Source organism: Polyangium fumosum (assembly GCF_005144585.1).
In the GTDB taxonomy this organism is placed as follows: Bacteria; Myxococcota_A; Polyangia; order Polyangiales; family Polyangiaceae; genus Polyangium; species Polyangium fumosum.
Window position 1 is genome coordinate 94,727 of record NZ_SSMQ01000003.1, and the last position, 26,150, is coordinate 120,876.

The 26,150-nt window shown below is 69.1% G+C and carries 24 protein-coding genes; 10 read left to right on the forward strand and 14 right to left on the reverse strand.

What is annotated here, in order from left to right:
- Positions 1-282: 282 nt before the first annotated feature.
- Positions 283-1,224 carry an AgmX/PglI C-terminal domain-containing protein gene (locus tag E8A74_RS04250; protein WP_136927618.1) on the reverse strand — a complete coding sequence of 314 codons (942 nt, stop codon included), beginning with the start codon at positions 1,222-1,224 and terminating at the stop codon, positions 283-285.
- A gap of 606 nt (positions 1,225-1,830) precedes the next feature.
- On the opposite strand from E8A74_RS04250, the gene E8A74_RS04255 reads away from it, so the two are divergent.
- The gene (locus tag E8A74_RS04255) at positions 1,831-2,250 is read left to right on the forward strand and encodes a SpoIIAA family protein (protein ID WP_136927619.1); all 420 of its coding nucleotides are present in this window, start codon (positions 1,831-1,833) and stop codon (positions 2,248-2,250) included.
- A gap of 122 nt (positions 2,251-2,372) precedes the next feature.
- Here E8A74_RS04255 and E8A74_RS04260 read toward each other — a convergent pair whose 3' ends face one another.
- Complete coding sequence (locus tag E8A74_RS04260; RefSeq protein ID WP_232379367.1) at positions 2,373-4,049, reverse strand: response regulator; 1,677 nt, start codon at positions 4,047-4,049, stop codon at positions 2,373-2,375.
- A 20-nt stretch (positions 4,050-4,069) separates the two neighbouring features.
- Here E8A74_RS04260 and gspC point away from each other — a divergent pair, with 20 nt between their 5' ends.
- Complete coding sequence (gene gspC / locus E8A74_RS04265) at positions 4,070-5,080, forward strand: type II secretion system protein GspC (protein ID WP_136927620.1); 1,011 nt, start codon at positions 4,070-4,072, stop codon at positions 5,078-5,080.
- Positions 5,081-5,083: 3 nt separating this feature from the next.
- Here the strand turns inward: gspC and tgt are convergent, their stop codons facing one another.
- From tgt to E8A74_RS04300, 7 genes are all read right to left on the reverse strand, one after another.
- Complete coding sequence (gene tgt / locus E8A74_RS04270) at positions 5,084-6,232, reverse strand: tRNA guanosine(34) transglycosylase Tgt (RefSeq protein ID WP_136927621.1); 1,149 nt, start codon at positions 6,230-6,232, stop codon at positions 5,084-5,086.
- Entirely contained in the window at positions 6,229-7,371 is a 1,143-nt protein-coding gene (gene queA, locus E8A74_RS04275) for a tRNA preQ1(34) S-adenosylmethionine ribosyltransferase-isomerase QueA (RefSeq protein WP_136927622.1), read from the reverse strand. The genes tgt and queA overlap by 4 nt, the downstream gene beginning before the upstream one ends.
- Before the next feature lie 9 nt (positions 7,372-7,380).
- Complete coding sequence (locus E8A74_RS04280; protein ID WP_136927623.1) at positions 7,381-7,758, reverse strand: response regulator; 378 nt, start codon at positions 7,756-7,758, stop codon at positions 7,381-7,383.
- Positions 7,759-8,001: 243 nt separating this feature from the next.
- Positions 8,002-9,360, reverse strand: coding sequence for a sigma-54-dependent transcriptional regulator (locus tag E8A74_RS04285; RefSeq protein ID WP_136927624.1), 1,359 nt, complete (start codon positions 9,358-9,360; stop codon positions 8,002-8,004).
- Positions 9,361-9,468: 108 nt separating this feature from the next.
- On the reverse strand, positions 9,469-9,948 hold the full coding sequence (gene bfr, locus E8A74_RS04290) for a bacterioferritin (protein WP_136927625.1): 480 nt from the start codon (positions 9,946-9,948) through the stop codon (positions 9,469-9,471).
- A gap of 202 nt (positions 9,949-10,150) precedes the next feature.
- On the reverse strand, positions 10,151-10,396 hold the full coding sequence (locus E8A74_RS04295) for a (2Fe-2S)-binding protein (RefSeq protein WP_136927626.1): 246 nt from the start codon (positions 10,394-10,396) through the stop codon (positions 10,151-10,153).
- 108 nt (positions 10,397-10,504) lie between these two features.
- On the reverse strand, positions 10,505-11,269 hold the full coding sequence (locus E8A74_RS04300) for an SDR family NAD(P)-dependent oxidoreductase (protein ID WP_136927627.1): 765 nt from the start codon (positions 11,267-11,269) through the stop codon (positions 10,505-10,507).
- Positions 11,270-11,385: 116 nt separating this feature from the next.
- Here E8A74_RS04300 and E8A74_RS04305 point away from each other — a divergent pair, with 116 nt between their 5' ends.
- Positions 11,386-11,796, forward strand: coding sequence for a hypothetical protein (locus E8A74_RS04305; protein ID WP_136927628.1), 411 nt, complete (start codon positions 11,386-11,388; stop codon positions 11,794-11,796).
- On the opposite strand, the gene E8A74_RS04310 is transcribed toward E8A74_RS04305, so the two are convergent.
- The 3 genes from E8A74_RS04310 to E8A74_RS04320 all read right to left on the reverse strand — a co-directional run bounded on the left by E8A74_RS04310 (position 11,793) and on the right by E8A74_RS04320 (position 13,420).
- Positions 11,793-12,458: a sigma-70 family RNA polymerase sigma factor gene (locus tag E8A74_RS04310; RefSeq protein ID WP_232379368.1), complete on the reverse strand. Its 666-nt coding sequence runs from the start codon at positions 12,456-12,458 to the stop codon at positions 11,793-11,795. The genes E8A74_RS04305 and E8A74_RS04310 overlap by 4 nt on opposite strands.
- A complete protein-coding gene (locus tag E8A74_RS04315) occupies positions 12,455-12,745 on the reverse strand; it encodes a hypothetical protein (protein WP_211365284.1) in 291 nt (96 codons plus the stop codon). The genes E8A74_RS04310 and E8A74_RS04315 overlap by 4 nt, the downstream gene beginning before the upstream one ends.
- Before the next feature lie 132 nt (positions 12,746-12,877).
- Positions 12,878-13,420, reverse strand: a complete 543-nt coding sequence (locus tag E8A74_RS04320; protein ID WP_136927629.1) for a hypothetical protein — start codon at positions 13,418-13,420, stop codon at positions 12,878-12,880.
- Between the two features lie 135 nt (positions 13,421-13,555).
- On the opposite strand from E8A74_RS04320, the gene ftsH reads away from it, so the two are divergent.
- Positions 13,556-15,439 carry an ATP-dependent zinc metalloprotease FtsH gene (gene ftsH / locus E8A74_RS04325; protein ID WP_136927630.1) on the forward strand — a complete coding sequence of 628 codons (1,884 nt, stop codon included), beginning with the start codon at positions 13,556-13,558 and terminating at the stop codon, positions 15,437-15,439.
- A 53-nt stretch (positions 15,440-15,492) separates the two neighbouring features.
- On the opposite strand, the gene lepB is transcribed toward ftsH, so the two are convergent.
- Positions 15,493-16,257, reverse strand: a complete 765-nt coding sequence (gene lepB, locus E8A74_RS04330; protein WP_232379369.1) for a signal peptidase I — start codon at positions 16,255-16,257, stop codon at positions 15,493-15,495.
- Here lepB and E8A74_RS04335 point away from each other — a divergent pair.
- The 6 genes from E8A74_RS04335 (at position 16,223) to E8A74_RS04365 (ending at position 25,309) form a co-directional block, all read left to right on the forward strand.
- Entirely contained in the window at positions 16,223-17,056 is an 834-nt protein-coding gene (locus E8A74_RS04335; RefSeq protein ID WP_232379370.1) for a shikimate dehydrogenase, read from the forward strand. The two genes, lepB and E8A74_RS04335, sit on opposite strands and share 35 nt — an antisense overlap.
- 273 nt (positions 17,057-17,329) lie before the next feature.
- Entirely contained in the window at positions 17,330-18,358 is a 1,029-nt protein-coding gene (locus tag E8A74_RS04345) for a formylglycine-generating enzyme family protein (RefSeq protein ID WP_136927631.1), read from the forward strand.
- A 156-nt stretch (positions 18,359-18,514) separates the two neighbouring features.
- Entirely contained in the window at positions 18,515-19,546 is a 1,032-nt protein-coding gene (locus tag E8A74_RS04350; RefSeq protein WP_136927632.1) for an arginine N-succinyltransferase, read from the forward strand.
- 94 nt (positions 19,547-19,640) lie between these two features.
- Complete coding sequence (locus E8A74_RS04355) at positions 19,641-21,665, forward strand: GMC family oxidoreductase (RefSeq protein ID WP_136927633.1); 2,025 nt, start codon at positions 19,641-19,643, stop codon at positions 21,663-21,665.
- Between the two features lie 419 nt (positions 21,666-22,084).
- Positions 22,085-24,313 (forward strand): MXAN_6577-like cysteine-rich protein, encoded by a 2,229-nt coding sequence (locus E8A74_RS04360; RefSeq protein ID WP_170228849.1) that lies wholly within the window; start codon positions 22,085-22,087, stop codon positions 24,311-24,313.
- Between the two features lie 90 nt (positions 24,314-24,403).
- Entirely contained in the window at positions 24,404-25,309 is a 906-nt protein-coding gene (locus E8A74_RS04365; protein ID WP_136927635.1) for a hypothetical protein, read from the forward strand.
- A gap of 81 nt (positions 25,310-25,390) precedes the next feature.
- Here the strand turns inward: E8A74_RS04365 and E8A74_RS04370 are convergent, their stop codons facing one another.
- On the reverse strand, positions 25,391-26,146 hold the full coding sequence (locus E8A74_RS04370) for an ABC transporter ATP-binding protein (protein WP_136927636.1): 756 nt from the start codon (positions 26,144-26,146) through the stop codon (positions 25,391-25,393).
- Positions 26,147-26,150 lie beyond the last annotated feature (4 nt).

A 26,150-nucleotide genomic window follows, 5' to 3' on the forward strand; every position in this document is an offset into this window, starting at 1 on the left:
ACCAACCTCGACGCGACGAACCGGCCCGCCGGAGGCGAGATCCAGGCTCCGGTGGGAAGAGGTGGTGGAAGCTTTCGTGACCACCGCATGGACGGCGGACGATCCGGAACCGATGCGCCTCTGCACGAGTGCGCAGGTATGCCCATAACGATGGAAATGGCCAAAAAAGCGGCGCCGTTTGGCAAGGCCGCTTTCCTCCCTCCCTCTTCGCGGAGCGAAAGGGCCGGGATGGGTGAGGTCTGGGTGGGGAGGAGTGGGGCGCGCGAGAGAAGAGGAGCGCCGCTACTGCGCCGCGAATACGAAGGGGATGTTCACCGGGGTCGAGCCCCCCGAGACCGGGAATTTCCACCCTTTGATGCGGGCCGCGATGCAGCTCGACAAGCCCGGATAGTCCTTTTCCGCCCCGCTCGCGCTCACCGATTGCACGGCCCCCGACGGCGCGATCACGATCGAGGCCGAGACCCGCGCCGACGAGCCGCCCATGCCCTTCGTCGCGTCGAGGGCCGGCTGCCAGCAGCGCCGCTTGACCATGGGCCGGTTCGCCTCGACGACGCCGCTGATCTCGCCCGCGGAGAGCTGCCCCCCGCCCGCGGCCTGCGCGCCTCCAGCGGGTCCGCTCGTCGGCCCGGCGATGTTCGGGCCCTGAAAGCCGGACATGTCGATGGCGGCGGCGGGCGCCCCCGTCTTGGCCGTCGTGGGCCAGGGGCCGCCGAGGGGCCGGTTCGAGGCGCCGGCCTTGGGGGCTTCGGTCGGGTCGACGGCAGCGGCGGTGGCCTCGATCGTGGGCCCGGCCAGGGACGAAGGCGCGGCCGCGGCGGCGCTGGCGGAGGCGGTGACGTAGACGATCTGCGGGGCCTGTGGGGCCGGGCGGAGAAGGAGGAAGGCCGCGACCCCCCCGAAGACGGCGCCCGCGGCGATCAGCGCGAGGGCGGCGGGGTGGAGGGAGCCTTTTTTGCGGCGGCCGAGGAGGGCGTCTTCGTCGATGTCGTCCGGGATCTCGGGGGCGACGGTGCCGAGCGAGGTGGCCGGGGCGCGTGGAGCCTGGAAGGGCTCCGGGGCGGGCGCGGGGGCCGGGCGGACGAGGGTCGCGGCCGCGTCGCTCGTGGTCGCCGCGCCGGGCGAGACCTGGGGCGCCTCCGCGAAGGGGTCGCGCATCGCGAAGGGGTCTTCGAGGACGTCGAGCGCAAAGGGCGCGGGCGCGGGCGCGGCTGCGGCTGCGCCCACCGGAGCGTCCGCAAGCGTTGCGAACGCCTCCTTTGGTTTCGAAGGGAGGTTCGCGACGGTTTCTGACGGGCCCCCTGCGTCCCGCCCCACGTTCGTAAGGGGTGCGGACGCCTCGGGGACCGGCGGAGGCGCGTTTGCAAGGGTTTCGGACGCCTCGGGGACCGGCGGAGGCGCGTTCGCAAGGGTTTCGGACGCCGCTTTCAAATTGAACGAGGCACCTGGAAGCGGCTGGGGGGACCTCGGGGGTGCGCCGGGGGGCTTTGGCGCGGAAGGACCGAGGGCCGCGGCGCCGATCCCGGCGGGCCGCGGCGGCAGACCTGCGGCGGGCCGCGGCGGCAGGCCTGCGGCGGGGCGCGGAGGGAGGCCCGGGGCCGGGCGGATGTCGTTCACGTGCCCACAGGAAGGACACGTCACCCGGCCGGTCGCGCCGGTGCCGAGAGGAGATTTGCACTTCAGGCAGGAGGAAGTCATCAACGCCGCCGCGGCAAGCCTGGGATTCTACTCGACTCGGCCGCGGGACGAAACTTCCGGGAGCCAAGCGGCCGCAACGTGGTTGCGTTGCACGGAGGAGGGAGTCCATTCATGTGTGGAGCGGGAGGAGCCTCCTTGGAAACGCCGAACGACGATTGGATCTACATCGGGGCGCACCTCATCCGCTTCGAGCCCCCGGACATCGTCCTTTGCCGTCCCCTCGGATACATCTCCGCCGCCGACGCGCGCGGCATGCTGGACTTCTGCGAGAAGAGCGCAGCAGAGCTCGGGAGCCGCATTTTTTATCTGGGGGATTCGTCGCGGATCACGGGGTACGCGATCTCCACGTCGCTCCAGATCTTCAATTCGCGGCCGACGGAGTACATGCGCGGCACGGCGATCTTCGGCGAGAACTTCCAGCAGCGCGTGCAGAACAGCGCCGTCCTGCGCGCGGCGCGTCGGCTCGGGCTGCCGATGGCGCGCCTGCCGATCGAGACGTTCCCCGACGAAGCCTCGGCCCGCGCCTGGATCGACGAGCTCCGCCGCAAAGGCTAGCAGCCTGTGGACTTATCTGCTGCGCGCCCCGAATCGTCGGTCGACATCGCTCGAAATCCTTCAGGATTCCTCGCTCCGTCGCCCTAGCTTCGGGGCGCTCGCGACGATAATTCCACAGGCTGCTAGAGCAGGCCGACGAGGATCTCCTTGATGGATTGGCGCGTCGGTTCGTCCGGCGCGGCCCGGAGCGCGCGCTCCCAGACCTCGACGGCTTTGTTGCGGAAGCCGGCCTTCTGGTAGAGGACCGCGAGGTTCTTCAAGGCCGGGAAATGCCGGTCGTTGATGCGCAGCGCCGTTTCGAGCTCGCTGATCGCGTCGTAAATCTGGCCACGCTTGCCGAGCAAAAGGCCGAGGTGGAAGTGCAGGCGATACGCGAGCGGGTCGATCTTCGTCCCCTCGCGGAGAAACCCGATCGCCTCGTCGAACTTGCCGGCCTGGTAGGCCGCGATCCCCGCCGCGAGTTTCTTCTCGGCCTCCGCCGAGATCCGCTCCGGATCGACCGGCGCCGCCTTGCCCTGCCCCTGCTCGATCGCGCGCTCGAGCGCCTCGATCACGTCCGTCACGCGGAACGGTTTTTCGACGTACGCGTCGACCTTGTAACTCGCCTTGAGGTCCTCCGCGAAGCGCCAGCCCCGGTACACCGCCGAGACGATCACGATCGGGATGTGCCCGTACCGCTCCGATCCCTTGAGCTGACGGGCGATGTCGAACCCATGCAGCTCGCCCGGGAGCATGGCGTCGAGGATGATCGCGTCCGGCACGTCCTCCTTGAGGATCCGCAGCGCCGCCTCGCCGCGGTCGGCTTCGAGGACACGGTAGCCGCGTTGTTCGAGGACGAGGCGCAGGATGTTGCGGATCTCGACCTCGTCGTCGACGACCAGCACGGTGCGTTTGCCCGGCTGGCGCGGCGGCCGGAGCGCGCCCGGGCCCGCGATGACCGAGAGATCCCGCGGGGCTTTGCCGAAGTCGGCGTCGGAGACGTCGGCGTCGGCCGCCGCGCGTTGCATGGCGTCGTCGACGATCGCGCCGATCTGGTTGCGCGTCGTGACGCGCTTCGGCGGCGGGATCGCGGCCTGCGAGGCGTCGGGCGCCGTGGGCATGGGCGCGAGGATGCTGCCTTCGAGCGGCGGAGGCTCGGCCGCCCCGCCCTGCGAGCGCGTGGGCAACGGGACGCCGGCCTTGCGGCGGACCTCGGGCGGGCAGTTCGGCCCGACGTAGTGCGATTCGCCGCGTTCGCGCATTTCGTACGCGGCCGGAATGACCTTGAGGAGCTGGCCTTCGAGCGCGACGTACGGGAAGACGCGTTTGCCGGTGGTGAACTCGATCTCGTCGATGATCTTGCGGTTCGTCGGCGCCGCCATCGCGAGGTGGACCTTGTCGTCCCGCACGAGGACGGGGAGCAACTTGTGCTGGATCGCGACCCCACGCGGCACGATCGCGAGGTCCGTGAGCTTCAAGCAGATCTGCTTGAGGTCGACGCCCGGCACGCCGTTCTGCTCGCTGAGCGCCTTCAAGGCGGAGAGCTCGCTGATCGTGCCGGCCTCGGTGAGCCGCGACGCGAGGGGGACGGGCGAGCCCTGACCCGTCGCGAGCGCCCGTTCGAGCTGCTCTTCGGAGAGCGCGCGTTGCTGGACCAAGATCTTGCCGATCGGCTTTTTCGTAGGAATTTCCACGCCGTCCCGCGCCTCGGCCTCCACCGTATCCGAGGGGGAAATTCCGGGCAAGATGCGCACGGGCGCGCCGGGGCCGAGCAGGAGGGTGCCGCGCCGAGCCCCACGTTTTCCGGGTTTCCAGGCCACGACGGGCAACGAGCGCTGGTATGGCGCTCGCTCGGGTCCGCAGGGTGCGACTCGATGCGCTGCTCAAGCGGTATTTTCCGGTTGTCGTGGGTCTGCTGCTCCTGGCATCGGCGTATTTTCAAGCCAAGGGGCTCGGCTACCTCGTCGGCGCGACGATGACCAACGGCGCCCCGGTGACGAAGCGGCCGGGGCCGAAGATCGCCGCGCATCACGAGGAAGAGTCCGGCCGGCCGAAAGGTGACGTGATCCTCGAGCGCAATCCGTTCGACTCGATGACGGGCCCGCTGGTCATGCCCGAGCAGCCACAAGGGCCGCCGCCGACGCATCCGCTCGACGATCCACCGTGCGAGGTCGGCCTGGTGACGCTGATCGTGTGGTCGGAGGAGGATCCCGCGTGGTCGTTCGCGGCGATCGCAGGGCCCGAGGGCGTGCATCTGCATCGCCAGGGCGACCAGCTCGGCGGCTTTCACGTGGCGCACATCGGGCCGGATCGGATCTGGCTCTCGCGCGAGGGGCGGTTCTGCCAGATCGAGGTGCACGACGCGGAGCGGCGCAGGGCGATGCAGGGCATGCCGCCGCCGATGAACCAGCCGCCGATGAACCAGCCGCCGATGAACGGGGGGCCGCAAGCAGCGCCGCCCGCGACGCAGGGAAAGAGGCCGAAAGGTCAGCTCCCGCCGCACATCGCCGAGCGGATCCGGCAGACGGGGCCGAACCAGTACGACATCGACCGCACGGTGGTGGACGAGATCCTGACGAACCAGGCGGAGTACCTGCAGAAGGTGCGCGTGCTGCCGGCGAAGCAGGGTGATCAGACGACGGGCATGCGGCTGATGGGCGTGCGCAAGGGGACGGCGCTCGACGCGATCGGGCTGAAGCACGGCGACCAGCTCCAGCGCATCAACGGGTTCGAGATGACGAACCCGCAGAGCGCGCTGGAGGCCTACGCGCGGCTGATGTCCGCGAACCAGATCCGCGTGGACGTGCTCCGCAACGGTCAGCCGACGACGCTGGAGCTCAACATCAAGTAGCGATCACGTCGCGGGCGCGTGCTCGGCCGCGCCCGCTTCGAGCCCCGCGAGCCACTCCTTCGCGAACACGTCGTAGCGGCCCGCGAGGATCGCCTCCCGCGCCTCGCGCACGAGCGTGCCGTAGAGGTGGAGGTTGTGCACGGTGATGAGCCGCAGCACGAGGAGCTCGCTCGCGATGAAGAGGTGGCGCAGGTAGGCGCGCGAGTAGCCCGCGGCGCAGGTGGGGCAGGTGCAGGTGGGATCGAGCGGCGAAGGGTCGGTCCGGTAACGCGCCTGCTTGATGACGACCTTGCCGGTGCGCGTGAGGGCCTGGCCGTTGCGCGCGTTGCGGGTCGGCAGGACGCAGTCGAACATGTCGACGCCCGCGCCGATGGCGCGGACGAGGTCGTAGGGCGTGCCGACGCCCATGAGGTAGCGCGGTCGCTCGGGATCGAGCGTGTGCGCGACTTCGAGGAGGACCTCGTGCATGCGGGCGATGGGCTCGCCGACGGAGAAGCCGCCGAGCGCGAGGCCATCGAAGGGCATCGCCGCGAGCTCCTCGGCGTGCGCGCGCCGGAGCGCGGGATCGGTGCCGCCCTGCACGATGCCGAAGACCGCCTGATCCGGCCGCTTGGCCGCGAGGCAACGCCGCGCCCAGCGCGTGGTGCGCGCGCACGCGGCCTCGAAGTCGGCGCGCGAGGCGTCGCCGGGCGGGCAGATGTCGAGCTGCATCGCGATGTCAGCGCCGATCTTCCCCTGCACCTGCATCGCAACTTCGGGCGTGAGGACCTTCTTCGCGCCGTCGAGATGCGAGCGGAAGACGAACCCGTCTTCACTCGTCTGCCGACGCTCGGCGAGCGAGAAGGCCTGAAAGCCGCCCGAGTCCGTGAGCATCGCGTGGGGCCACTTCGTGAAGCCGTGCAGGCCCCCGAGCTCGGCGACGACCTCGGGGCCGGGCCGGAGCCAGAGGTGGTAGGTGTTGCCGAGGACGATGCGCGCGCCCGTGGCCGCGACCTCGTCCGGGCTCATCGTCTTCACGCTGCCCTGCGTGCCGACGGGCATGAACGTCGGCGTGGGGACGTCGCCGTGGGGCGTGGTCAGGACGCCTGCGCGCGCCGCGCCGCTCGTGGCGAGGGTGCGGAAGGCATATCCGGGCGTGCTCGGCCCGCTCATCGTTGTCTCCTCAGCAGCATCGCGTCGCCGTACGAGTAAAACCGGTACCTCTCCTCGATCGCGACGCGGTAACTCTCGAGGACACGCGGCAGCCCCGCGAAGGCGCCCACGAGCGCGAGGAGCGTGGACTCCGGCAGGTGAAAATTCGTCAGCAGCCGATCGACCACGCGAAAGCGATAGCCCGGCTGGATCAAGAGGCGCGTCTCCCCTTCCCGCGCGACGACGTGCCCCTCGCGCGTGGGGTCCGCGGCGCTCTCCAGGGCGCGGACGCTGGTCGTCCCGATCGCCACGATCTCCCGGCCTTTCTGCCTCGCGCGCGCCACGGCGTCGGCTGTCTCGGGCGGCACGCGGTAGGCCTCGGCGTGCATCGGGTGATCATCGAGATCGGACACTGTCACCGGCTGAAACGTGCCAAGGCCGACGTGCAACGTGACCCGCGCGAGCTCCATCCCACGCGCGGAAAACCGCTCGATCAGCGGCTCGGTCAGGTGCAGGCCCGCGGTCGGCGCGGCGACGGCGCCGGGCTCGCGGGCGTAGACGGTCTGGTAGCGCGCGCGGTCCGTGGCGTCGTCGTCGCGACGGATGTACGGCGGGAGCGGGATGTGGCCCGCGGCCTCGACCGCGTCGGGGACGGAGCGGCCCTCGGGCGAGAAGAGGACGACGTCGAAGAGGCCTCGTTCTCCGCTTGGGGGCTTCGCTCCGGCAAGCGGAGCTGCGCCCCCAAACCCCCCGTCGCGACCTTCGATCCGCGCGACGAGCGAGGCGGGGCCGTCGATGGTGATCTCGGCGCCTTCGCGGAGAGGCTTGGACGAACGACCGAGGGCGCGCCATCGCTCGGCGGGGAGGCGCTCGCCGCTTCGATCGACGTACGCGTCGGCGACTTTCCGGACGAGGAAGATCTCGACCTTGCCGCCGCTCGACGCTTTGCGGCCGAGGAGCCGCGCGGGCAGGACACGCGTGTCGTTGACGACGACGAGCGCGCCTTCGGGCAGGCGGTCGGCGAGGTCGCGGATGAAGGCGTGTTCGAGGCGGCCGGGCGCGTCGTCGACGACGAGCAGGCGCGCGCTTTCACGATCCGGGGACGGATGCGCGGCGATGAGCTCGGGCGGTAGATCGTAGGCGAGGAGGTCGCGGCGCACGCGCGGCTGTTAGCACGCGACTTGCGCAGGCGCCGGGGTCTTGGCTTGCAGCAGGCGGCTGAGCTCGGAGAGGGCGTAGGGCTTGGGGATGAAGCCGGCGGCGCCGCAGTCGGCGCGCTCCATCTGGCGCGACGAGAGGTGGTAGGCGCTCGCGAGGTAGACGCGCACGTTCGGGAACATGCGGCGGATCTGACGCACGAGGTCTAGACCACTCATGCCTGGAAGCATCAGGTCGACCATCGCGACGTCGACGGCCTTCTCGCCGAGCAAGCGCAGCGCCTCTTCCCCGGACGCGGCGCCGACGACCTCGAACCCCTCCAGCCGAAGCCCGATCGAGAGCGTCTTGCGTTGATTCTCCTCGTCATCGACGATCAACACGCGCGGCATGGGTAAGGACCCCTTCAGAGACGACGCCGACACGAAAGCGCTCGGGTTCGTCTTTGCCGTTTTTCGAAGCAACACACGTTCCATCGACGGATCCCGGGGAAAACCCCCGGTGATCGACGCCGCAACGCATCATCCGGGGCAGACGAGGTGTGCCTCGAACATTGCATGTCGGAAAGGTGCTTCGCTCGGGACATTGCACATTTGCAATGTCCCGGGGGCGGGCTCCGGAGGCGGGGGGCGGGTTCAGACCGGCGGATACGTGATCGCGAGCCGTGTCATCTTGCGCCAGAGCGTGGTGGCGCTGATGCCGAGCACCTCGGCGGCGCGCTCGCGGCTGCCGTCGCACTCGCGCAGCGCGGACTCGATGGCTTGACGTTCGGCGGAGTCGACCACGTCGGAGAGGGCGCGGCCGCCGCTCGTCGGGGCCGTCTTCTGCGAGGGGCCGGGGGTGAGGCCGAGGTCGTCGATCGTGATCATGCCGCCGCCCGAGAGCGCGACGGCCTGCTCCACGAGGTTCTCGAGCTCGCGGATGTTGCCCGGGAACTCGTAGCCCGACACCGCCTCGAGCACACCGTCGCCGACGCGCGCCTTCGTGCTCATCTTGCGGTTGTACTTGTCGAGGAAGAACTCGAAGAGGACCGGGATGTCCTCCCGACGCTCGCGCAGCGGCGGCAGGATGAAGCGCGCCACGTTGAGGCGGTAGTAGAGGTCCTGCCGGAAGCGACGCTCGGCGACGGAGGTCATGAGGTCCTGGTTCGTCGCGGCGATGATGCGCACGTCGACGCGGATCGGCTTGTTCTCGCCGACGCGGCGGATCTCGTTCTCCTGGATCGCGCGGAGCAGCTTCGCCTGGAAGGTCAGCGGCGTCTCGGCGATCTCGTCGAAGAAGAACGTGCCGCCGTCGGCCTCCTCGAAGAGGCCCTTGCGCGCCGAGACCGCGCCCGTGAACGAGCCACGCGCATGGCCGAAGAGCTCGCTCTCGAGGAGCGTCTCGCTGATCGCGGCGCAGTTGACGGGGACGAACGGGCGATCGGCGCGCTTCGAGTTCGCGTGGATCGCCTTGGCCACGAGCTCCTTGCCCGTGCCGCTCTCGCCCGTGATGAGCACCGTCGCGTCCGTCGGCGCGACGCGCACGATACGCGCGAGCACCTCGCGGATCGCGTGCGAGCGGCCGATGATGTTCTCGAACTTGTAGCGCTCGCGGAACTCGGTCGCGAAGAGCGAGACCTGGCCCGTGAGCCTGCGGTTCGCGATCGCGCGCTCGACCTTCACGAGCAGCTCCTGCTCCGTGAAGGGCTTCTGGATGTAGTCGAAGGCGCCGAGGCGCATGGCCTCGACCGCGCTCTCGATCGTGCCGTACGCGGTCATCACGATGACCTCGGTCATCGCGTGCGTCTCTTTGACCGCGCGCAGGACGCCGATGCCGTCGTTGCCGCCCATGCGCAGGTCGGTCAGCACGAGGTCGTAAGCGCCCTTCGATCCGCGGTCCGCGCCTTCTTTTCCGTCGCTCGCCTCGTCGACTTCGTAGCCCGCGCTCCGCAGCATCATCGCGAGCGTCGTGCGCATGTTGCGCTGATCATCGACGACGAGAATCTTCGCCATGGGTTCCCCCGGCCTCCGTCTGGGGGCCTTTGCACGTGCAGTCGATCGCGCGGCCCGCCAGGGACCTGGTGCCGCGCGACCCTATCATCGCCACGATTGCCTCGCGCGTCAGCTCTTGCAGTGCGAGAGCTGCCGCGAAAGGTAGAGCGGCTCGCCGAGCTTCTGAACCAGATCGATCTGGGTTTCGAGCCAGTCGATGTGCTCCTCCTCGCCTTCCAGGATGCTCCGGAGCAGCGCCTCGCTCTGATGGTCACCCTTCTCACGACAGAGAGCGATCGAGCTGTTCAGGCGCGTCACGGCTGCGTACTCGAGGTCGAGATCACTCTTGAACTGCTCGGGCACGGTCTGGCCGACGTTCAGCTTGTCGAGGCGCTGCAGGTTCGGCAGGCCTTCAAGGAAGAGGATCCGCTTCATGATCGCCTCGGCGTGGCGCATCTCGTCGATCGACTCGTCGCGGCTGCGCTCGGCCAGCGCCAGATAACCCCAGTTTTCGCACATCTTGGCGTGCATGAAATACTGGTTGATCGCCACGAGCTCGGCAGCGAGCACCTCGTTCAGCGCGTGGATGACGTCTCTGTCGCCCTTCATGGAAACCTCTAGCCTGCAAGGGTTACGGCTCCGGCGATACGGTGGCCGCGATGTCCGCCTAGCACGCTATCGGAAAAATGGGCAGGCGAGAGAGAGCTCTCGAAACAAAACGACACCGTCACGCGACAAACGCTGCCGCGCGCACGGAACGTTGAAGATGTCGAAAACCGTTATCGAGAACCGAACGAGCCGAGCCGAACCCTCAGGCAGCCGACGAGGCGGATCGAAGCATGCGGAGCCGACGAACCCCGCAACTCGGGGCGGAATCAGCGCCCTCCGTGGAGACCGGTCCATCCCCCTCGACGAGGGACATCACGGTCGCCCGGCACGAGCCGCAACGAGTGCCGGCCCGCGTTTTTTCCATGACTTCATGGGCCGTCGAGGCACCAGCGCCCACGAGGTCCAAGATGTCCTTCTCCGAAACCGCCTCACAGATGCAGACGTACATAGGTGCTGATCCGACCGTCCGGCGTCCTGTTGATGTTGAGAATAGCTTTCAACATCATCGAGGTCAATACCGTCGGCCAGGATCGATCGTCTGTTCGAGGCGGAGTGGTCACATGGCGAGGCCGCCGTCGACGTCGATGGTGCGACCGTTGAAATACTCGCACTCGATGACGAAACGAACGGCGAGCCAGAGGTCCTCGGGCAAGCCGATGCGGCCGACGGGGATCGCGGCGACGAGCGCGTCTTTGGCCTTCTGGTTCATGCCCTGGGTCATGGGCGTCTCGACCATGCCCGGCGCGACACAGCCGACGCGGATGCCAAAGGGCGCGAACTCGAGGGCCCAGGTCTTGGTGTTGGTGGCGAGCGCGGACTTTGCGGCGCTGTAGTTCGACTGTCCGCGGTTTCCATGGCGCGCGATCGAGCTGATGTTGACGATGACGCCCTTCTCGCCGCTCGCCGCCATCTTGGCGACGACGTCGCGGACCATGTACGTCGCGCCCGTGAGGTTCACGTCGATGACCGCCTGCCACTGCTGGGCGGAGAGCTTCGTGATCGCGCCCGTCGTGCGGTCTTTCTTCACGAGCAAGCCGTCGCGCAGGATGCCGGCGTTGTTGACGAGGCCGTTCAGGCCGCCCATGGCCTCGTGCGCGAAGTCGACAAACGCGGAGACCTCGGCCTCGCTGCCGACGTCGATGCGCTTCGGGTGGATCTTGCCGCGGAGCTCCTTGGCCTCCTCCGCGAGCGAGGCGAGCGCGGCCTCGTTCACGTCGCCCGCGACCACCTGTCCGCCCGCCTCCGCGAGGCGATAGGCGTAATGACGGCCGAGGCCCGAGGCGGCGCCGGTGACGATGAACTTGGTGTCTTCGAGTCGCATGGTCTCCTCCAGGAAGCGAGGGCGCGAAAGCCCTCGGATGCCGGGTGATACACGGGCAGATGGAGATCGGGAAGGCCACGCTTGCACCGGGTGGCCCCGGTGATATTTCCCGAGCCATGCTTCGCCGCGCGCTGCTCGTTTTGTGCATGGCCCTCGGCTCCGTGGCCGCATGCAACCGCGACGTGCCCGTCCCCGCCGCGTCCGATCCCGACGGCAAGGACCTGGTGCAGGGCGCCGTCGTCGCGGCCACCGAGTCGAGCGGAGGAATCCGGCTCTACAAGATCATCCACGTCGACGACTACCCGGAGCCCGCAGGCCCCGAGTACCACATGATCGCGTACAACCCGAAGGTGCCGACGTTCCAGGACGCGGCGAACCTGTGGAAGCACAAGCGGAGCGAGGTGACGGTCGCGATCGACCACATCTTCGTGCGGCTCGTGAGCTTCGGCAAACGCGACCACCGCGTGCTCTTCGTCGAGCCCGTGACGGACGAAGAGAGAGCGCCGTACCTGAAGGCGAAACGCTAACGCGTCCGGGCGGCGATCGCGGTCGCGAGCAACTGGATCGCCTGCGTGTGCAGGCGGCTCGCCCAGCTCTTGCTGATGCCGAGATCCGCGGCGATCTCGTCGAAGTCCTCTCCCTGGAAGTAGTGCCGCTCGACGAGCTTGCGCTCGCGCTCGGGGAGCGCGTCGATGGCGCGGCGAAGGGCGTGCGCCATCTCGGCGCGCGAGATGTGCTCCTCGGGCGTGCTCGCGCCGGAGACGAGGCCAAGCGCGAGGGCCACCGCGTGCGCTTCGAGGAGGCGATCGAGCGCGGAGACGTGGTCGTCCTCGGAGAAACCCGCGTCGTCCGATGTGGAGGCGAGCCCGATGGAGAGGCGCTCGGCGCAGAGGAGAGCCGTGGCGCGGGCGAGGGCCCGACGAAAGCGACGCTCCCGCTTGATGCCGTCGAGGATGGCCCAGCGGACCTTGCGAGCGACGTACGTGGGGAGCGACGCGCGGGCCGGATCGAAGGTGCGCGCGGCTTCGAGCAGGCCCTCCTGGGCGCTCGCGCGCATGTCCTCGATCGGGACCACGTGCCCGAGCCTGCGCACCATCCAGCGCAGGACGTGCTCCAGCACGGGCTTGCCCTCGTTGTAATGACGCTCGATCGCGGGGTCTTCGCCGAGCGAAGCGACACGAAGGGTCACTCGTCGGCCCCGGATCCGGCTCGCCGCGAATGAATGCCGCTGGCCCGACGAACCTCGGGCGCCTCGTCGGGCCCAAAGGCGTCCCCGACAAACGCCTCGCCGCTCTGCTCGACGTGCCTCGGCGCGGCACGACGAAGGAGGCGCGCGGCGTGTTCGTCGGTCGCGAGCCTCTCGGCGAGCTCATTCCGCAGGAATTCGAGGTCTTCGCTGGCGAGGAGGCCGCGGTACGGGGCGACGGCAGCGTCGATGCGCGCCGCGACCCAGGGGTCGGCGAGGAGGGGGTGCATCGGTAAGGAAAAACCTAGCACCCGAAGGAGCGGCGAAACAAGGGGAAAGAAGGGGGCCGAGGTTCGATGGGACGAACCTGGTTGTTCCGCGGGGTTTTTCCGGGGGGCGGGGGCGAACCGGGCGCCCTCGACTTACTTCGGCGGGTCTTCCCCGTTCAGACACTCGTCGAACGCCTTCACGCTCTTCGCGGCCATCGCACATTCGAGCCGCTTCCTCTCGGCCACCTTGCCGACGAGGCTCTCGATGCAGCCGTTCGCCCACGGCTCGCCCATCTTCCCGACCACCGCGTCGATGTTCTTCACGGCCTGCTCGCGCTGCTTGTCCGTGAGCCTCTTGTCGAGCCCGGCGATCTGGTCTCCGCGTTGCACCGCGACGTACTGCTTGCCGAGCTCGATGCAGTCCTTCTCCGTCAACGTGTAGTCGTTGGCGGCGCCGTCATCGGTGATCTTCTTCGCGCCGTGCGAGAGCGGCTTCGGCTCGGGCTCCGCCGCGACCGCCCCGGTGTCCTGCGGCTCGCTCGCCCCGTCGTCCGGGGCAGAGTCGTTCTGGTGCGTGGCGTCTTCGGGCGGCGGCGTGGAGGCGCCGCAGCCGAGGGCCCCGAGCGAGAGGAGCGTGACGAACGTCGTGGCGGGGACGTTCGCGGCGAGCGTGGACAGCAGGGAACGGCCGTTCATGGACCGGGAAGCGTACGCCTGCTCCTTTTGGGCTGTCCATCCTCGCCGGTACGCCGGTGCACGGCCCGAGGTCGCTTCCCGGGGGGATCGCCGTTGGCAAAGCGTGTGCAGGCAGGTCGCACGGGGCGGAGACCAATGCGATCGTTCTGGGTTTACATCCTGCTCGTCGTGGGTGCGGTGCTCCTGCTCGGCTCGCTCGAGGGGAGCGAAGAGCGAATTCCTTACGCTCGGTTCCGGGACATGGCCGAGCAAGGCGTGCTCACCGAGGTGCAGATCAAAGGGGATACGTACATCGGGCGCACGGCGCCGAACGCGCCCGTCGGCACGTCGCAGACGTTCCGGACCGGCCGTATCGAGGGAGCCGAGACAGCCCTGCTCGCGACGCTCGACGCGAAGGACGTCCCGTACACCCGGGTCTCCGACGGCGGGCCGTCGCTGTCGATGATGCTGCTCTGGGCGCTCCCGCTCGTAGGCGTGCTCCTGCTCGTGGGCTCGATGTCGCGCAAAGCACCAACGCCGAACATCACGAACCCTGCGCTGAACTTCGGCAAACACAAGGCGCGGCTCTACGTGGACAAGGGCGCGCCGATCACGTTCCGCGACGTGGCCGGCAGCCACGAGGCGAAAGCGGAGCTCACCGAGATCGTCGAGTTCCTGAAGGCGCCGGAGCGATACCGCAGGCTCGGCGGGCGGATCCCGAAGGGGTGCTTGCTCGTGGGGCCGCCCGGGACAGGCAAGACGTTGCTCGCGCGGGCCGTGGCCGGCGAGGCGAACGTGCCGTTCTTCAGCATCTGCGGCTCGGAGTTCGTCGAGATGTTCGTCGGCGTGGGCGCGGCGCGTGTGCGCGACCTGTTCACGCAGGCGCGCGAGAAGCCGGCCGCGATCCTGTTCGTCGACGAGCTCGACGCCGTCGGGAAGGCGCGCGGCGCAGCCGGGCCGATCGGCGGCAACGACGAGCGCGAGCAGACGCTGAACCAGCTCCTCACGGAGATGGACGGCTTCGACGGCGCGACGGGGCTCGTGGTGATCGCCGCGACGAACCGCCCCGAGATCCTCGACCCGGCGCTCACGCGCGCGGGGCGCTTCGATCGGCGCGTGTACGTCGATCGGCCGGACCTGCGGGAGCGGCGCGAGATCCTGGAGGTGCACGCGCGAAGGGTGCTGCTCGGGCCGGACGTGAACCTCGACGACATGGCCGCGCAGACGACGGGGCTCGTGGGCGCGGATCTCGCGAACCTGCTGAACGAGTCGGCGCTGCTGGCGGCGCGCAGGCACGCGACCGCAGTGAGCAAGCTGGATCTCGACGAGGCGATCGAGCGGGTCATCGCGGGGCTGGAGCGCAAGAGCCGAAGGCTCGGGGCGCACGAGCGGGTGGTCGTGGCGTACCACGAGGCGGGGCACGCGATCGCAGCGGAGCTCTTGCCGACGCAGGATCCGGTGCGGAAGGTGTCGATCGTGCCGCGTGGGATCGGCGCGCTCGGCTACACGCTGCAGAAGCCGCGCGAGGACCGGTACCTGATGAGCCGGCAGGAGATCCTCGATCGGCTCGTGGTGCTGCTCGGCGGGCGCGTGGCGGAGCAGCGGACGTTCGGCGACGCGTCGACGGGCGCGCAGGACGATCTCGTGAACGCGACGGACATCGCGCGGCGCATGGTGCGCGAGCTCGGGATGGGCGGCTCGGCGCTGGGGCTCGCGTCGTTCGATCCACGGCGAAGCGTGACGTTCGAGCGCGGCGGCTACGACTACAGCGAGGAGACGGCGCGTGTCGTGGACGCCGAAGTGGGGCGGCTGCTGGCAGACGCAGAGGCGCGGACGAAGTCGCTCATCAACGAGCACTTCGACGCGCTCGAGCGGATCGCGCGGCGGCTCTTGGATGTGGAGACGTTGTCCGGCGAGGAGGTGCGCGCGCTGCTCCACACGCCGTCGGCGGAGAAGCCGAAGGCGGAGGCGGAGAACGTCGACGTGTCGATCGAGGACGTGCCGACGAGCGAGGCGAGGCCGCGGGCGGCTTGTCGGTAGGTTAGGAGGGATCAGGACGCGGGCGCGGAGATCGTGTCCCGCGCCCCCGCCCCTCACTGAATCGCGCGAAACACCCGCTCGAAATCGAGCCCTTCTCCCCGGAACATCACCCCGAGCACCTGCCCTCGCACGAGCGTGTTCGGCACCGTGCCCATCACCCGGCTGTCGAGCGACGCGGGCCGGTTGTCGCCCATCACGAAGAGATGATCCCGCGGCACCACCGCGGGGCCGAAGTCCTCGAAGTCGCGACCTCCCGACTCATGCGCGAGGCCGCCGAGGTGCTCCAAGAACCGCCCGTCCGCGAGCCTCTCGATGCGCTGCGGACGACCGTCGATGTAGAGGATCCCCCGCTTCATCGCGACCGATTGTCCCTCCGTCGCGACCACGCGCTTGACCAGCGGGATCGCGCCGCCGCGTGGATCCGCGAAGACCACGACGTCGCCGGGACGCGGGCTCCTGTGATGGAAGAGCCACGCGTCGGTGAAGGGCACGCGCAAGCCGTAGGCGGCTTTTGCCACGAAGATGCGATCGCCGGGCTCGATCGTCGGCCACATCGAGCCCGTGGGCACGTGGTATTGATCGGCGAGCGAGGCGCGCGCCGCCGTCAGCACGAAGACGAGCGCGACAAACTTGAGGGTCCGCTTGAAGAGGGCCGCGAGCAGGCGCTTGCGTCGCGACGCGACGGGCGGCGTTGCCTCTTCGGAAAGCGTCAGGGAAGGCTCGAACGAGGCCATCGCGTGATGCTCGGTAGCATCACGGTCGAGGTCGATCCAGCCTGCGGACATGACGAACGCCCACGCCTCCGCGGCGAAGCTCACGTTGTGTGGATCGATTTCGCTTTATCCAGTTTCGCTCGGCGCAGCGATGCACCTCGCGGGCTACCGCGCGCTCGGCTTGCCGTTCACGTACGTGCCGTTTCGCGTGACCGATCTCGGCGGCGCGATCACGGGCATGCGCGCGCTCGGGATCCACGGGCTCGGCGTGTCGATGCCGTACAAGCAGCAGATCCTTCCACTGCTCGACGGGATCGATCCGCTCGCCGCGAAGATCGGCGCGGTGAACACGGTCGTGCAGGAGGACGGGCGGCTCCTCGGGTACAACACCGACTGCGTGGGCGCGGTGCGCGCGATCGAGGAGATCGCGCCGGTGAAGGGCGCACGCGCGCTCGTGCTCGGGGCCGGCGGGGCCGGGCGCGCGGTTGCGCACGGGCTCGCGGACGCGGGCGCGGAGGTTGTCGTGACGAACCGAAGCCTCGACAAGGCCGAGGCGCTCGCGGCCGAGATCGGGGGACGCGCGGCCGGCGTGGAGGAGGCGCGGAACGCGGGGCGCTACGACGTCGTCGTGAACGCGACGTCCGTGGGCATGGGGGAGATCGCGGCGGAGAGCCCCGTGCCGGAAGAGGCGATCCCCGCGGGGCTGCTCGTGATGGACATCGTGTACAAGCCGATCGAGACGGCGCTCGTCCGCGCGGCGACGCGGCGAGGCGCGCGCGTGATCCACGGCGGGCGCATGCTGCTGCACCAGGCGGCGCGGCAGTTCGAGCTCTACACGGGCGAGCGGGCCCCGCTCGACGCCATGGATGCCGCGCTGCGGGAGCAGATCGCCAAGCTCGGGTGATCGCGGCCCGAGCTCGCCCGTTTTGTTTGCAGAGCATCGTCGTCTGCCGGCATGCTCCGCGCCGTGGATCGCCGGGCCCAGTTGATTCCGCTGCTCGCCGTCGTGGCCCTCGGATGCAGCAGCGAGGCGTCCCCCGCACCCGCGCCCACCTCGACGAACGTCGCGGCAGCCGCTCCCGCAGCCGCTTCCGCTTCCGCTTCCGCTTCCGCTTCCGCAGCCGCTTCCGCAGCCGCTTCCGCTTCCGCTCCCGCTCCCGAGCCTCCGCCCGAGGGCATGATCGCCCTCCCGCCGGCCGTCTACCTCATGGGCTCGCGCGCGACCGAAGGGTTGCCCGAGGAGCGGCCGATGCACGAGGTCGTCCTCGCCGGCTTCTACCTCGACAGCACCGAGGTCACCGTCGCCGCCTACCGCGCCTGCATCGCCGCCGGCACTTGCACCCCTTCGCACACCGGCGAGGCCTTCTGCCCCCGAGACGCCGAAGGCCACGCCGATCACCCCATCAGTTGCATCGACTTCCACCAAGCCGAGGCCTACTGCGCCTTCGCCAAGAAGCGCCTGCCCACCGAGCGCGAGTGGGAGTACGCCGCCCGCGCCGGCAACGAGCACCGCAAGTTCTCCTGGGGCGACGACCCGCCCGACGAAAAACACGCCTGCTACGACCACCCCGGCACCTGCCCCGTCCGCTCCTTCCCTGCCGGCGCCTTCGGCCTCTACGATATGTCGGGCAATGTGTGGGAGTGGACGTCCACCGTCTACGGCCCCTACCCGGACGAGGCCACCACCGGCACGCACCGCGTCTACCGCGGCGGGAGCTGGAGCCGCCGGTTCCCCAAATGGCTCCGCACGGCCCTGCGCAATCGTTACGAGCCGCACAAGTGGAGCGCTTCCCTCGGCGTGCGTTGCGCGAAGTCGCAAACCCCCCTCACCTGCCCTCCCGAGACCGAGGCCCGCGGCGATGCCTGCGTCCGTGTGAAGGGCGATCCCCTGTGCGAGCCCGGTTTCTCGTGGAATGGCAGAGCTTGCTCCCTCGGCGGCGTGGCCCTGCCCGCTCCCGCCGAGGGCGCCCCGCCCCCCGCCGCCACGGCCGCCACCGCCGAACCCCTCGCCGCCGAGCCCGCACCCGTGCGTCGCAGCCGCACGCCACGATTCGACGACGATTGCAAGGCGTATTACGCTGGACGCCCTGCCGCCTATCGGTACGAGGGAGGCACGTTTTACAGCCGGAACCCGGTCATCGCGGGCGACGGCTGCACGAAACGGGATATGGGAGAGAGCTGGACGAGCGCATGCTGTCCGGGCTAACGCATCCCTGAGCGGCTCGGATTCCACGGGGCCACGGGCGCTCGCTCGCCGTCCCTGGTGGCCCAAGGCCGCTCGCCCATCTAGGCTGTCCGCCTCTGGGGGACCCGCTGCGCTCGGACGAGCCGAGCCACCGCGCCCCAAGGCCTCTGTTTTCCCATGCTGCCCTACGAGATTCGCGCCGCCACCCTCGGTGATGAGGAGCAAATGCTCCGCGTCGCGCGACACCTCAACTCGGTCAACCTGCCGCACGATCGGGACGAGATTCACGAGATCGTGAGCCTCTCCCACAAGAGCTTCACCGGCGAGATCAAGGACCCGCGCCTCCGGCAGTACGTCTTCGTGCTCGTCGACCGCGCGAAGGAGCACATCGTCGGCACCTCGATGATCATCGCGCAGCTCGGCCGGCGGGGCGCGCCGTACATCTACTTCGACGTGCTCGACGAGGAGCGCTACTCGGCCACGATCGACCGGCACTTCCACCACACGCTCCTGCGCATCGGCTACTCGTACGACGGCCCGACCGAGATCGGCGGCCTCGTGATCATGCCCGAGTACCGCCGCGCCAGCGACCGGCTCGGCACGGCCATCTCCTACGTCCGGTTCCTCTACCTCGCCGCCCACCGCGATCTCTTCCAGCAGGAGGTCCTCGCCGAGCTCATGCCTCCGCTCGAACCCGACGGCACGAGCCACCTGTGGGAGGCCCTCGGCCGCCGCTTCACCGCCCTCTCGTATGGCGAAGCCGACCGGCTCTCGAAGAAGAACAAAGAGTTCATCAAGGGCCTCTTCCCCGAGGGCGCGATCCACGCGACCCTCATGCCCGAGGACGCGCAGAAGGTCATCGGCAAGACGGGCTTGCAGACCCGCGGCGTCGAAAAACTCCTGCGCCGCATCGGCTTCCGCTACGCCCACCGCGTCGACCCCTTCGACGGCGGCCCGCACTACACGGCGCGGATGGACGAAATCAGCCTGATCGCCGACACGAAGCGCACCCGCGCCGATCGCCCCTTCTCCCCGACCGCCGGCGACCGCAAAGGCATCCTCGCCATCGAGATGCCCGAGCCGCCCTTCTTCCGCGCCGTCCTCGGCAACCTGCGCGAGGGCCCCCGCGGCGTCGCCGTCGACGACGAGGCCTGGGAGTCGCTCAACCTGCACCACTCGAGCCCGCTCATCGTGCTCCCGATCGAGTGACGCCACGGCTCGGCATGCCGAGCCGTCGTGCTCGCTCCCTTGTGTTCTGTGCATTCTTTAGCTACAGAATTTTTAGTACACAAGGGAGGCACGCATGGTTGCGCACCTGGACCCTCTGCTATCCGTCCCCACCGAAACGGGTCCTCCTTCGAGTGGGCACAGGAACAAGGCGCCGGCACACGCGCGGGACGACCGAGACCGGTGGCTCTCCGCGCGCGAGCTCGACATCCTGACGGCGGTCGCCGAGGTCGCGCTGCCGCCGGGGCATTTCCTCGAAGGCGCGGGCCGAGAGACCGCCGAGGCCACGCACCGCTACCTGTCCGACATCCCGCGGGAAGGGATCCGCGTCTTTCAGGCCGCCCTTTGGGCCGTCGAGCTCTCCACGTTGCCGACGAAACGAAGGCCGTTCTCCGAGCTTTCGCGCGAGGCGCGCCTCGCGGCCCTCGGGGGCTTCGAGCAATCGCGCGTGCTGCCGATCCGCGAGGTCCTCCGGGTCCTGCTCACGCCGCTGAAGGCAATGCATTTCGACCGGCCCGAAATGTATCGCCACGTCGGTTGTCGTTACGAACTCGAGACGGTGCGCGACGAAAAACCCCGCTGGCTCGCCCGCGTGACCGACGGGCGCGAAATCGAGGAGGATCTCGACCTCGAATGCGAGGTCGTCGTGGTCGGCACGGGCGCGGGCGGCGCGGCCGCGGCCTACGAGCTCGCCTCGCGCGGGCGGGCCGTGCTCATGCTGGAGGAGGGCCATTACCACCGGCGGTCGAGCTTCAACGGCAGGCCCTCCCGCGCATATCGCGACCTCTACCGCGACAAGGGAATGACCGTCGCGCTCGGCAACGTGAACATCCCCGTCTGGGTCGGCCGCGCCGTCGGCGGCAGCACGGTCATCAACTCGGGCACCTGCTACCGCGCCCCCGCCCGCACCTTCGCGTACTGGCGTGATCGCCACGGCCTGCCCCGCGACTTCTCGCCCGAAGGCCTCGGCCCTTATTACGAGCGCGTCGAGGCCATGCTCGGCGTCGCGCCCGCGAGCCCGCTCCACCTCGGCAAGATCGCCGGCATCATCGCGCGCGGCGCCGAGCACCTCGGCCTCCGCCACCACGCGCTCACCCGCAACGCCCCCGATTGCGATGGCCAGGGCATCTGCTGCTTTGGCTGCCCCACGGGCGCGAAACGATCGACCGACGTGAGTTACGTGCCCGCCGCGCTCGCCCGCGGCGCCGAGCTCGTGACGGCCGCGCGCGCCGATTTCGTGGACATCGTGGCCGGCCGCGCCCGCGGCGTCACCGCGACGCTCGGCGCCGAACGGACGAAGGGCCGACCCCCGCGCCTCCGCGTCCGCGCGGATGCCGTGATCGTCGCCGGCGGCACGCTCATGACGCCGCTGCTCCTGCGCCGCAGCGGCGCTTGCCTCTCCTCGGGGATGCTCGGGAAAAACCTCTCGATCCACCCCGCCTCGAAGGTGATGGCGCTCTTCGACGACCGCGTCGATCCATGGAACGGGATCCCCCAAGGGTATTCGATCGACCATTTCGCCGAAGAAGGCCTGCTCTTCGAAGGCAGCTCGCTCCCCTTCGACGTCACCGCGCTCGGCGTGCCCTGGTCCGGCCCGCGGTACATCGAGCTGATGGAAAAATACCCTTACCTCGCGTCATTCGGCTTCATGGTCCAGGACCATAGCCGCGGCGAGGTCCGCACGGGCCCCGGCGGCCGCCCGCTCCTGCTCTACCGCATGAACGAGCGGGATACGCGCCTCCTCCAGCGCGGCGTCGAGATCCTTTGCGAGGTCTTTCAAGCGGCCGGCGCGCGCCGCGTCTTGCCGTTCGTCACGGGCCACGACGAGGTGAACACGAAGGACGCGCTCGCGCGTCTCCGAGCGAGCCGCATCCGCGCCGGGGACATCGAGGTCACGGCGTACCACCCCCTCGGCACATGCCGTATCGGAACCCATCCCGCCCGCTCCTGCCTCGGCCCCGACCACGAAGCCCACGACGTCGCGGGCCTCTATGTATGCGACGGCAGTGCTATCCCTTCCTCGCTCGGGGTGAACCCGCAGATGACCATCATGGCCATGGCCCTGCGCGCCGCCGAAATCCTCCATCAGCGCCTCGGCTAGACAAATGGCCGCTTGAACAGACGCTTCCAGGCAGGACGCATCGCATTGCTAGACGAATTGCCGCTTTAACAGACGACTTTCCGGCCTTTCGGACATTTCTCGTCCGTCCGATAGCTGTCCCAACGCTTCCACGTCCGTCCGAGCGGTGGTAAGGTCGGTCGCCCGAGGGACGGTCCCCGGGGCGATTCCAGCGGATCTCTTCCTTCCCAAAACTGCGGCATGGTCGCCTGAAAAAATACCGCGCGTGCGGCGCGAATGCCGACGAACGCGGAAGACCGTGAGGCGGGGGACGGATAGGAAGCACTCGAATCGCGGATGTGCCTGCTTACAGGAAGGTTTCAACAACAATGAGCAACAAGGCGCAGGCCCCCCGAGGGGGGTGGCGATGGGCGCTGACGGCGGCTTTCATGAGCCTCGCCGTGGCCTCTTGGACGGGGTGTAGCGACGGCGGGTCGAACACGACCGCCGGCGAAGGCGGCGCTGGCGCGACCGGCGGCATGGGCGGCATGGGCGGCGGCAACGGCGGCTCCGGCATGGGCGGCAGCGACCCGTGTCCCGCCGGACAAACCGACTGCGACGGCACGTGCACGCTCACCGATATCGATCCGAACAACTGCGGCGCGTGTGGCGCGGCCTGCGCGGCCGGCGAGGTGTGCGCGGCGGGGATGTGCGGCCTGACGTGCGCCGGCGGCACGACGAATTGCGATGGCAAATGCGTCGACACGAATCTCGACCCGGCGAACTGCGGCACGTGCGGCACGGCCTGCGCGGCCGATGAGGTCTGCTCGGGCGGCCAGTGCGGCACGCAATGCGTCGGCGGCACGACGAAGTGCGGGAGCGAGTGCGTCGACACGACCCTCGACCCGGCGAACTGCGGCATGTGCGGCACGGCCTGCGCGGCCGGTGAGGTCTGCGCAAACGGCCAATGCGGCCTCGCCTGCGTCGGCGGCACGACGAACTGCAATGGCAAGTGCGTCGACATCACGATCGACGCGCTGAACTGCGGCATGTGCGGCACGATGTGCCCGGCCGGTCAGGCGTGCTCGAACGGGCAGTGCGCCACGCAATGCGTCGGCGGCACGACGAACTGCAATGGCAAGTGCGTCGACACGACCATCGACCCGACGAACTGCGGCATGTGCGGCACGGCCTGCGCGGCCGGCCAGGTCTGCGCGAACGGCCAATGCGGCCTCGCCTGCGTCGGCGGTACGACGAACTGCAATGGCAAGTGTGTCGACACGACGGTCGACCCGCTGAACTGCGGCATGTGCGGCACCGCGTGCCCGAACGGCCAGGTCTGCTCGAATGGCATGTGCCAGCTCGCCTGCGTCGGCGGCACGGCGAACTGCAATGGCAAGTGCATCGACCTCTCGCTCGACCCGCTGAACTGCGGCGCCTGCGGCGCGGCATGTCCCTTCGGCGAGGTCTGCACGGCCGGCAAGTGCCAGCTCAACTGCGTCGGGCAAACGACGAAGTGCGGCTCGCTCTGCGTCGACATCAAGACGGACACGGCGAACTGCGGCATGTGCGGCAAGGCCTGCGCTGCCGGTCAGGTTTGCTCGAACGGCGCCTGCCAACTCACCTGCGTCGGCGGCACGACGAAGTGCGGCAGCACCTGCGTCGACACCAGCACGGACGGCGCGAACTGCGGCATGTGCGGCAAGGTCTGCGCGGCCGGCGAGGTCTGCGCGGCCGGTCAATGCAACCTGAACTGCGTCGGCGGCACGACGAAGTGCGCGAACACCTGCGTCAACACGAAGAACGACCCGGGCAACTGCGGCGCCTGCGGCAACGTCTGCGCCGCCGGTAATGTCTGCACGAACGGCCAGTGCGCCGCGCAATGCGGCCCCGGCACCACGAAGTGCGGCAACGTCTGCGTCGACACGAAGCTCGATCCGAGCAACTGCGGCACGTGCGGCAACGCCTGCGCGGCCGGCCAGGTCTGCTCGAACGGCACCTGCGGCACGACGTGCGCGGCCGGGACGACGAAGTGCGGCAACGAATGCGTCGACACGCAGACGGACGAGGCGAACTGCGGCATGTGCGGCACGGCCTGCCTGGCCAGCGTCGCCTGTTATGCCGGCGTCTGCCAGCCGCCCGGTGGCTGCGATACGCTCGGGAGCTGCGGCACCTGCCAGCAATGCGCGTTCGACGGTATCTGCTCGGACGAGCTCGCGACCTGCGCGAACAGCCAGGATTGCGTCACGCTCTTCAACTGCCTGAACCCCGCCAGCGGCGTCTGCGACGCGGCCTGCCAGAACATGTGCGTGCAGCAAACGACGCAGGCCGCCATCGATGAGTACAACAACATCATCGAGTGCCTCTTCTGCCAGGAGTGCGGGACGAGCTGCGGCGTGGACCCGGTGGCGAACGGCTGCCCGGCGAGCTGCGACAACAACCCCAATGGCTGCGCCGGCTGCTATGCCTGCGCCGCGGGGATGGGCGGCAACTGCGAGGACGACCTGCAGATCTGCCTGAACAACGCCGAATGCGTCGCGCTCGACGACTGCTTCGTGGCGTGCCCGGCCGGCGATCAGCAGTGCCAGCTCGACTGCGAGCAGGCGCACGTATTCGGCATCGCCGACTACAACGCCATCGTTCTCTGCGGCTTCTATCAGGAATGCCCGAACGACTGCCTCGGGCCGTGAAGCCCTGAGCGTATGTCCGGATCCCGGAAAAACCGGGATCCGGACATGACGCGGTACCCGGGCACACCTCGGGTGGAGTAAGCTCCGCCCATGCCGAAGACCCCTCCCCCAAAGCGCGGCCCTGGCCCGAAGAAAAAGCCGACCAGCGTCGAGCTTCCCCCCGCGCAGCGATTTGCTCCCCTCGCGATCGGCCTCGGCATCGGCATGATGGTGATGATCACCGTGACGGCGCTGCGAAAGCGGCCCGCCCCGACGACCGCCCCCTCGGCCGACCCCGGGCTCGAATCCCCCCAGCAGCGAACCGATAGGCTCGCCCGCGCCTGCGAGGCCGCGCGCGCGATGCTCTGGACCGGCGGCGCCTGGGGCGCGATGCCGCTCGAAGGATTCACGGTGCGGCTCTGGCTCGGCCCAAACAACGGGAAGATGGTCACGCATCCGGTGATCGAGGCCGCGAGCCAGAAGAGCAAGCTCGGCGAAGACGTGGACGCGCTCCTCGCAAAGGTGAACGACGGGTCCGTCTCCGTCGTGCGGTACGAGCCGCGGGGCGAGATCGAAATCGCGTTCTCGGAAGGATACGCGCGGGCCTTTTTCGAGCTCGAAGGCCGCAATCGGTTCATCGGGCTGGGCGAGCGAATCGCCCGCGAGACGGGCGCGGACGGGGCCGCGCTTTATGCCGGTTGCAGCCACCTCGACACGCGCGACGTCGGCGCCTGGTTCCACGGCAAGGACACGAAGAAGGCCGCAGCGGCCCTGGTCTACGTGATGGGCCGGCCCGGCGACGTCCGGACCCCGAAGTACGTGCCCGCCGCGAAGGACCTCGCCACGATCCAGGCCGGCACGGCCCCGCTCGCCGACGCGACGATCCTCGAAATCGTGCGCGACGACGGCGCGCGCACGGTCACGACCGACGGCGTCTCGATCACGTTCCCCTACGCGAATCCGGTGCGCGCCGCGCAATCGAGCGCGAAGATCGCGGAGAAGCTCGTCCTCCCCTGAAGAATGGTGCGGGGAGACAAACGCTCCCCGGCCAAACCCTAGAACATCGATCGGTTCAAGAGCCGCTCGATGTTCTATGTTCTAGGCTTGGGCCTCGGCCCTCGCCTCCGGCGCCGCGCCGGCTCTTTCGGCCTCGAACGGGGATTGACCGCGACGAACGTCGCTCTCGATCCGCCCGTCGGTCACCGTCACCATCCGCGGCATCGACTCGGCGAAGCTCGGGTTGTGCGTGACGACCACGATCGTCGTGCCGTGCTTGCGGTTGATCTCGAAGAAGAGCTCGTGCATCGCCTTCGAGGTGCTCGAATCGAGGTTGCCCGTCGGCTCGTCGGCGAGCAGGAGCTTCGGCGAGAGCACGAGCGCGCGCGCCAGCGCCACGCGTTGCTGCTCGCCGCCCGAGAGCTCGCCGGGCCGATGCGTCACGCGGTGCGAGAGGCCCACCTCGTTGAGCAGCGCCGTCGCGGGCGCCTCCATTTCCTTGCGTGACTTGCCCTGGATCAGGCCGGGCATCATCACGTTCTCCAGCGCATTGAACTCGGGCAGGAGGTGGTGGAACTGGAACACGAAGCCAATCGTGCGGTTCCGGATCGCCGCGAGGCGCGCGCTCGGCAGGCCCACGAGGTGCTCGCCCGCGAGCTTGATCTTCCCGCTCGTCGGCAAGTCCAGCGTGCCGATGCAATGGAGCAGCGTGCTCTTGCCTGCGCCCGAGGGGCCGACGATCGCCACGACCTCGCCTTGATCGATGACGAGGTCGATCCCGCGGAGCACGTCGAGCCGACGCCCCATGTGGACGAACGACTTTTGCAGATTCTCGATGACGATGAGCGGCTCGCTCATGGGC

Coding starts and splice junctions, on each gene's coding strand:
- gspC (WP_136927620.1), top strand. CDS start 4,070: ATGGCGCTCGCTCGGGTCCGCAGGGTGCGACTCGATGCGCTGCTCAAG.
- tgt (WP_136927621.1), bottom strand. CDS start 6,232: ATGAGCGGGCCGAGCACGCCCGGATATGCCTTCCGCACCCTCGCCACG.
- E8A74_RS04280 (WP_136927623.1), bottom strand. CDS start 7,758: ATGCCGCGCGTGTTGATCGTCGATGACGAGGAGAATCAACGCAAGACG.
- E8A74_RS04285 (WP_136927624.1), bottom strand. CDS start 9,360: ATGGCGAAGATTCTCGTCGTCGATGATCAGCGCAACATGCGCACGACG.
- bfr (WP_136927625.1), bottom strand. CDS start 9,948: ATGAAGGGCGACAGAGACGTCATCCACGCGCTGAACGAGGTGCTCGCT.
- E8A74_RS04295 (WP_136927626.1), bottom strand. CDS start 10,396: ATGTACGTCTGCATCTGTGAGGCGGTTTCGGAGAAGGACATCTTGGAC.
- E8A74_RS04300 (WP_136927627.1), bottom strand. CDS start 11,269: ATGCGACTCGAAGACACCAAGTTCATCGTCACCGGCGCCGCCTCGGGC.
- E8A74_RS04305 (WP_136927628.1), top strand. CDS start 11,386: ATGCTTCGCCGCGCGCTGCTCGTTTTGTGCATGGCCCTCGGCTCCGTG.
- E8A74_RS04315 (WP_211365284.1), bottom strand. CDS start 12,745: ATGCACCCCCTCCTCGCCGACCCCTGGGTCGCGGCGCGCATCGACGCT.
- E8A74_RS04320 (WP_136927629.1), bottom strand. CDS start 13,420: ATGAACGGCCGTTCCCTGCTGTCCACGCTCGCCGCGAACGTCCCCGCC.
- ftsH (WP_136927630.1), top strand. CDS start 13,556: ATGCGATCGTTCTGGGTTTACATCCTGCTCGTCGTGGGTGCGGTGCTC.
- E8A74_RS04335 (WP_232379370.1), top strand. CDS start 16,223: ATGACGAACGCCCACGCCTCCGCGGCGAAGCTCACGTTGTGTGGATCG.
- E8A74_RS04345 (WP_136927631.1), top strand. CDS start 17,330: ATGATCGCCCTCCCGCCGGCCGTCTACCTCATGGGCTCGCGCGCGACC.
- E8A74_RS04350 (WP_136927632.1), top strand. CDS start 18,515: ATGCTGCCCTACGAGATTCGCGCCGCCACCCTCGGTGATGAGGAGCAA.
- E8A74_RS04355 (WP_136927633.1), top strand. CDS start 19,641: ATGGTTGCGCACCTGGACCCTCTGCTATCCGTCCCCACCGAAACGGGT.
- E8A74_RS04365 (WP_136927635.1), top strand. CDS start 24,404: ATGCCGAAGACCCCTCCCCCAAAGCGCGGCCCTGGCCCGAAGAAAAAG.
- E8A74_RS04370 (WP_136927636.1), bottom strand. CDS start 26,146: ATGAGCGAGCCGCTCATCGTCATCGAGAATCTGCAAAAGTCGTTCGTC.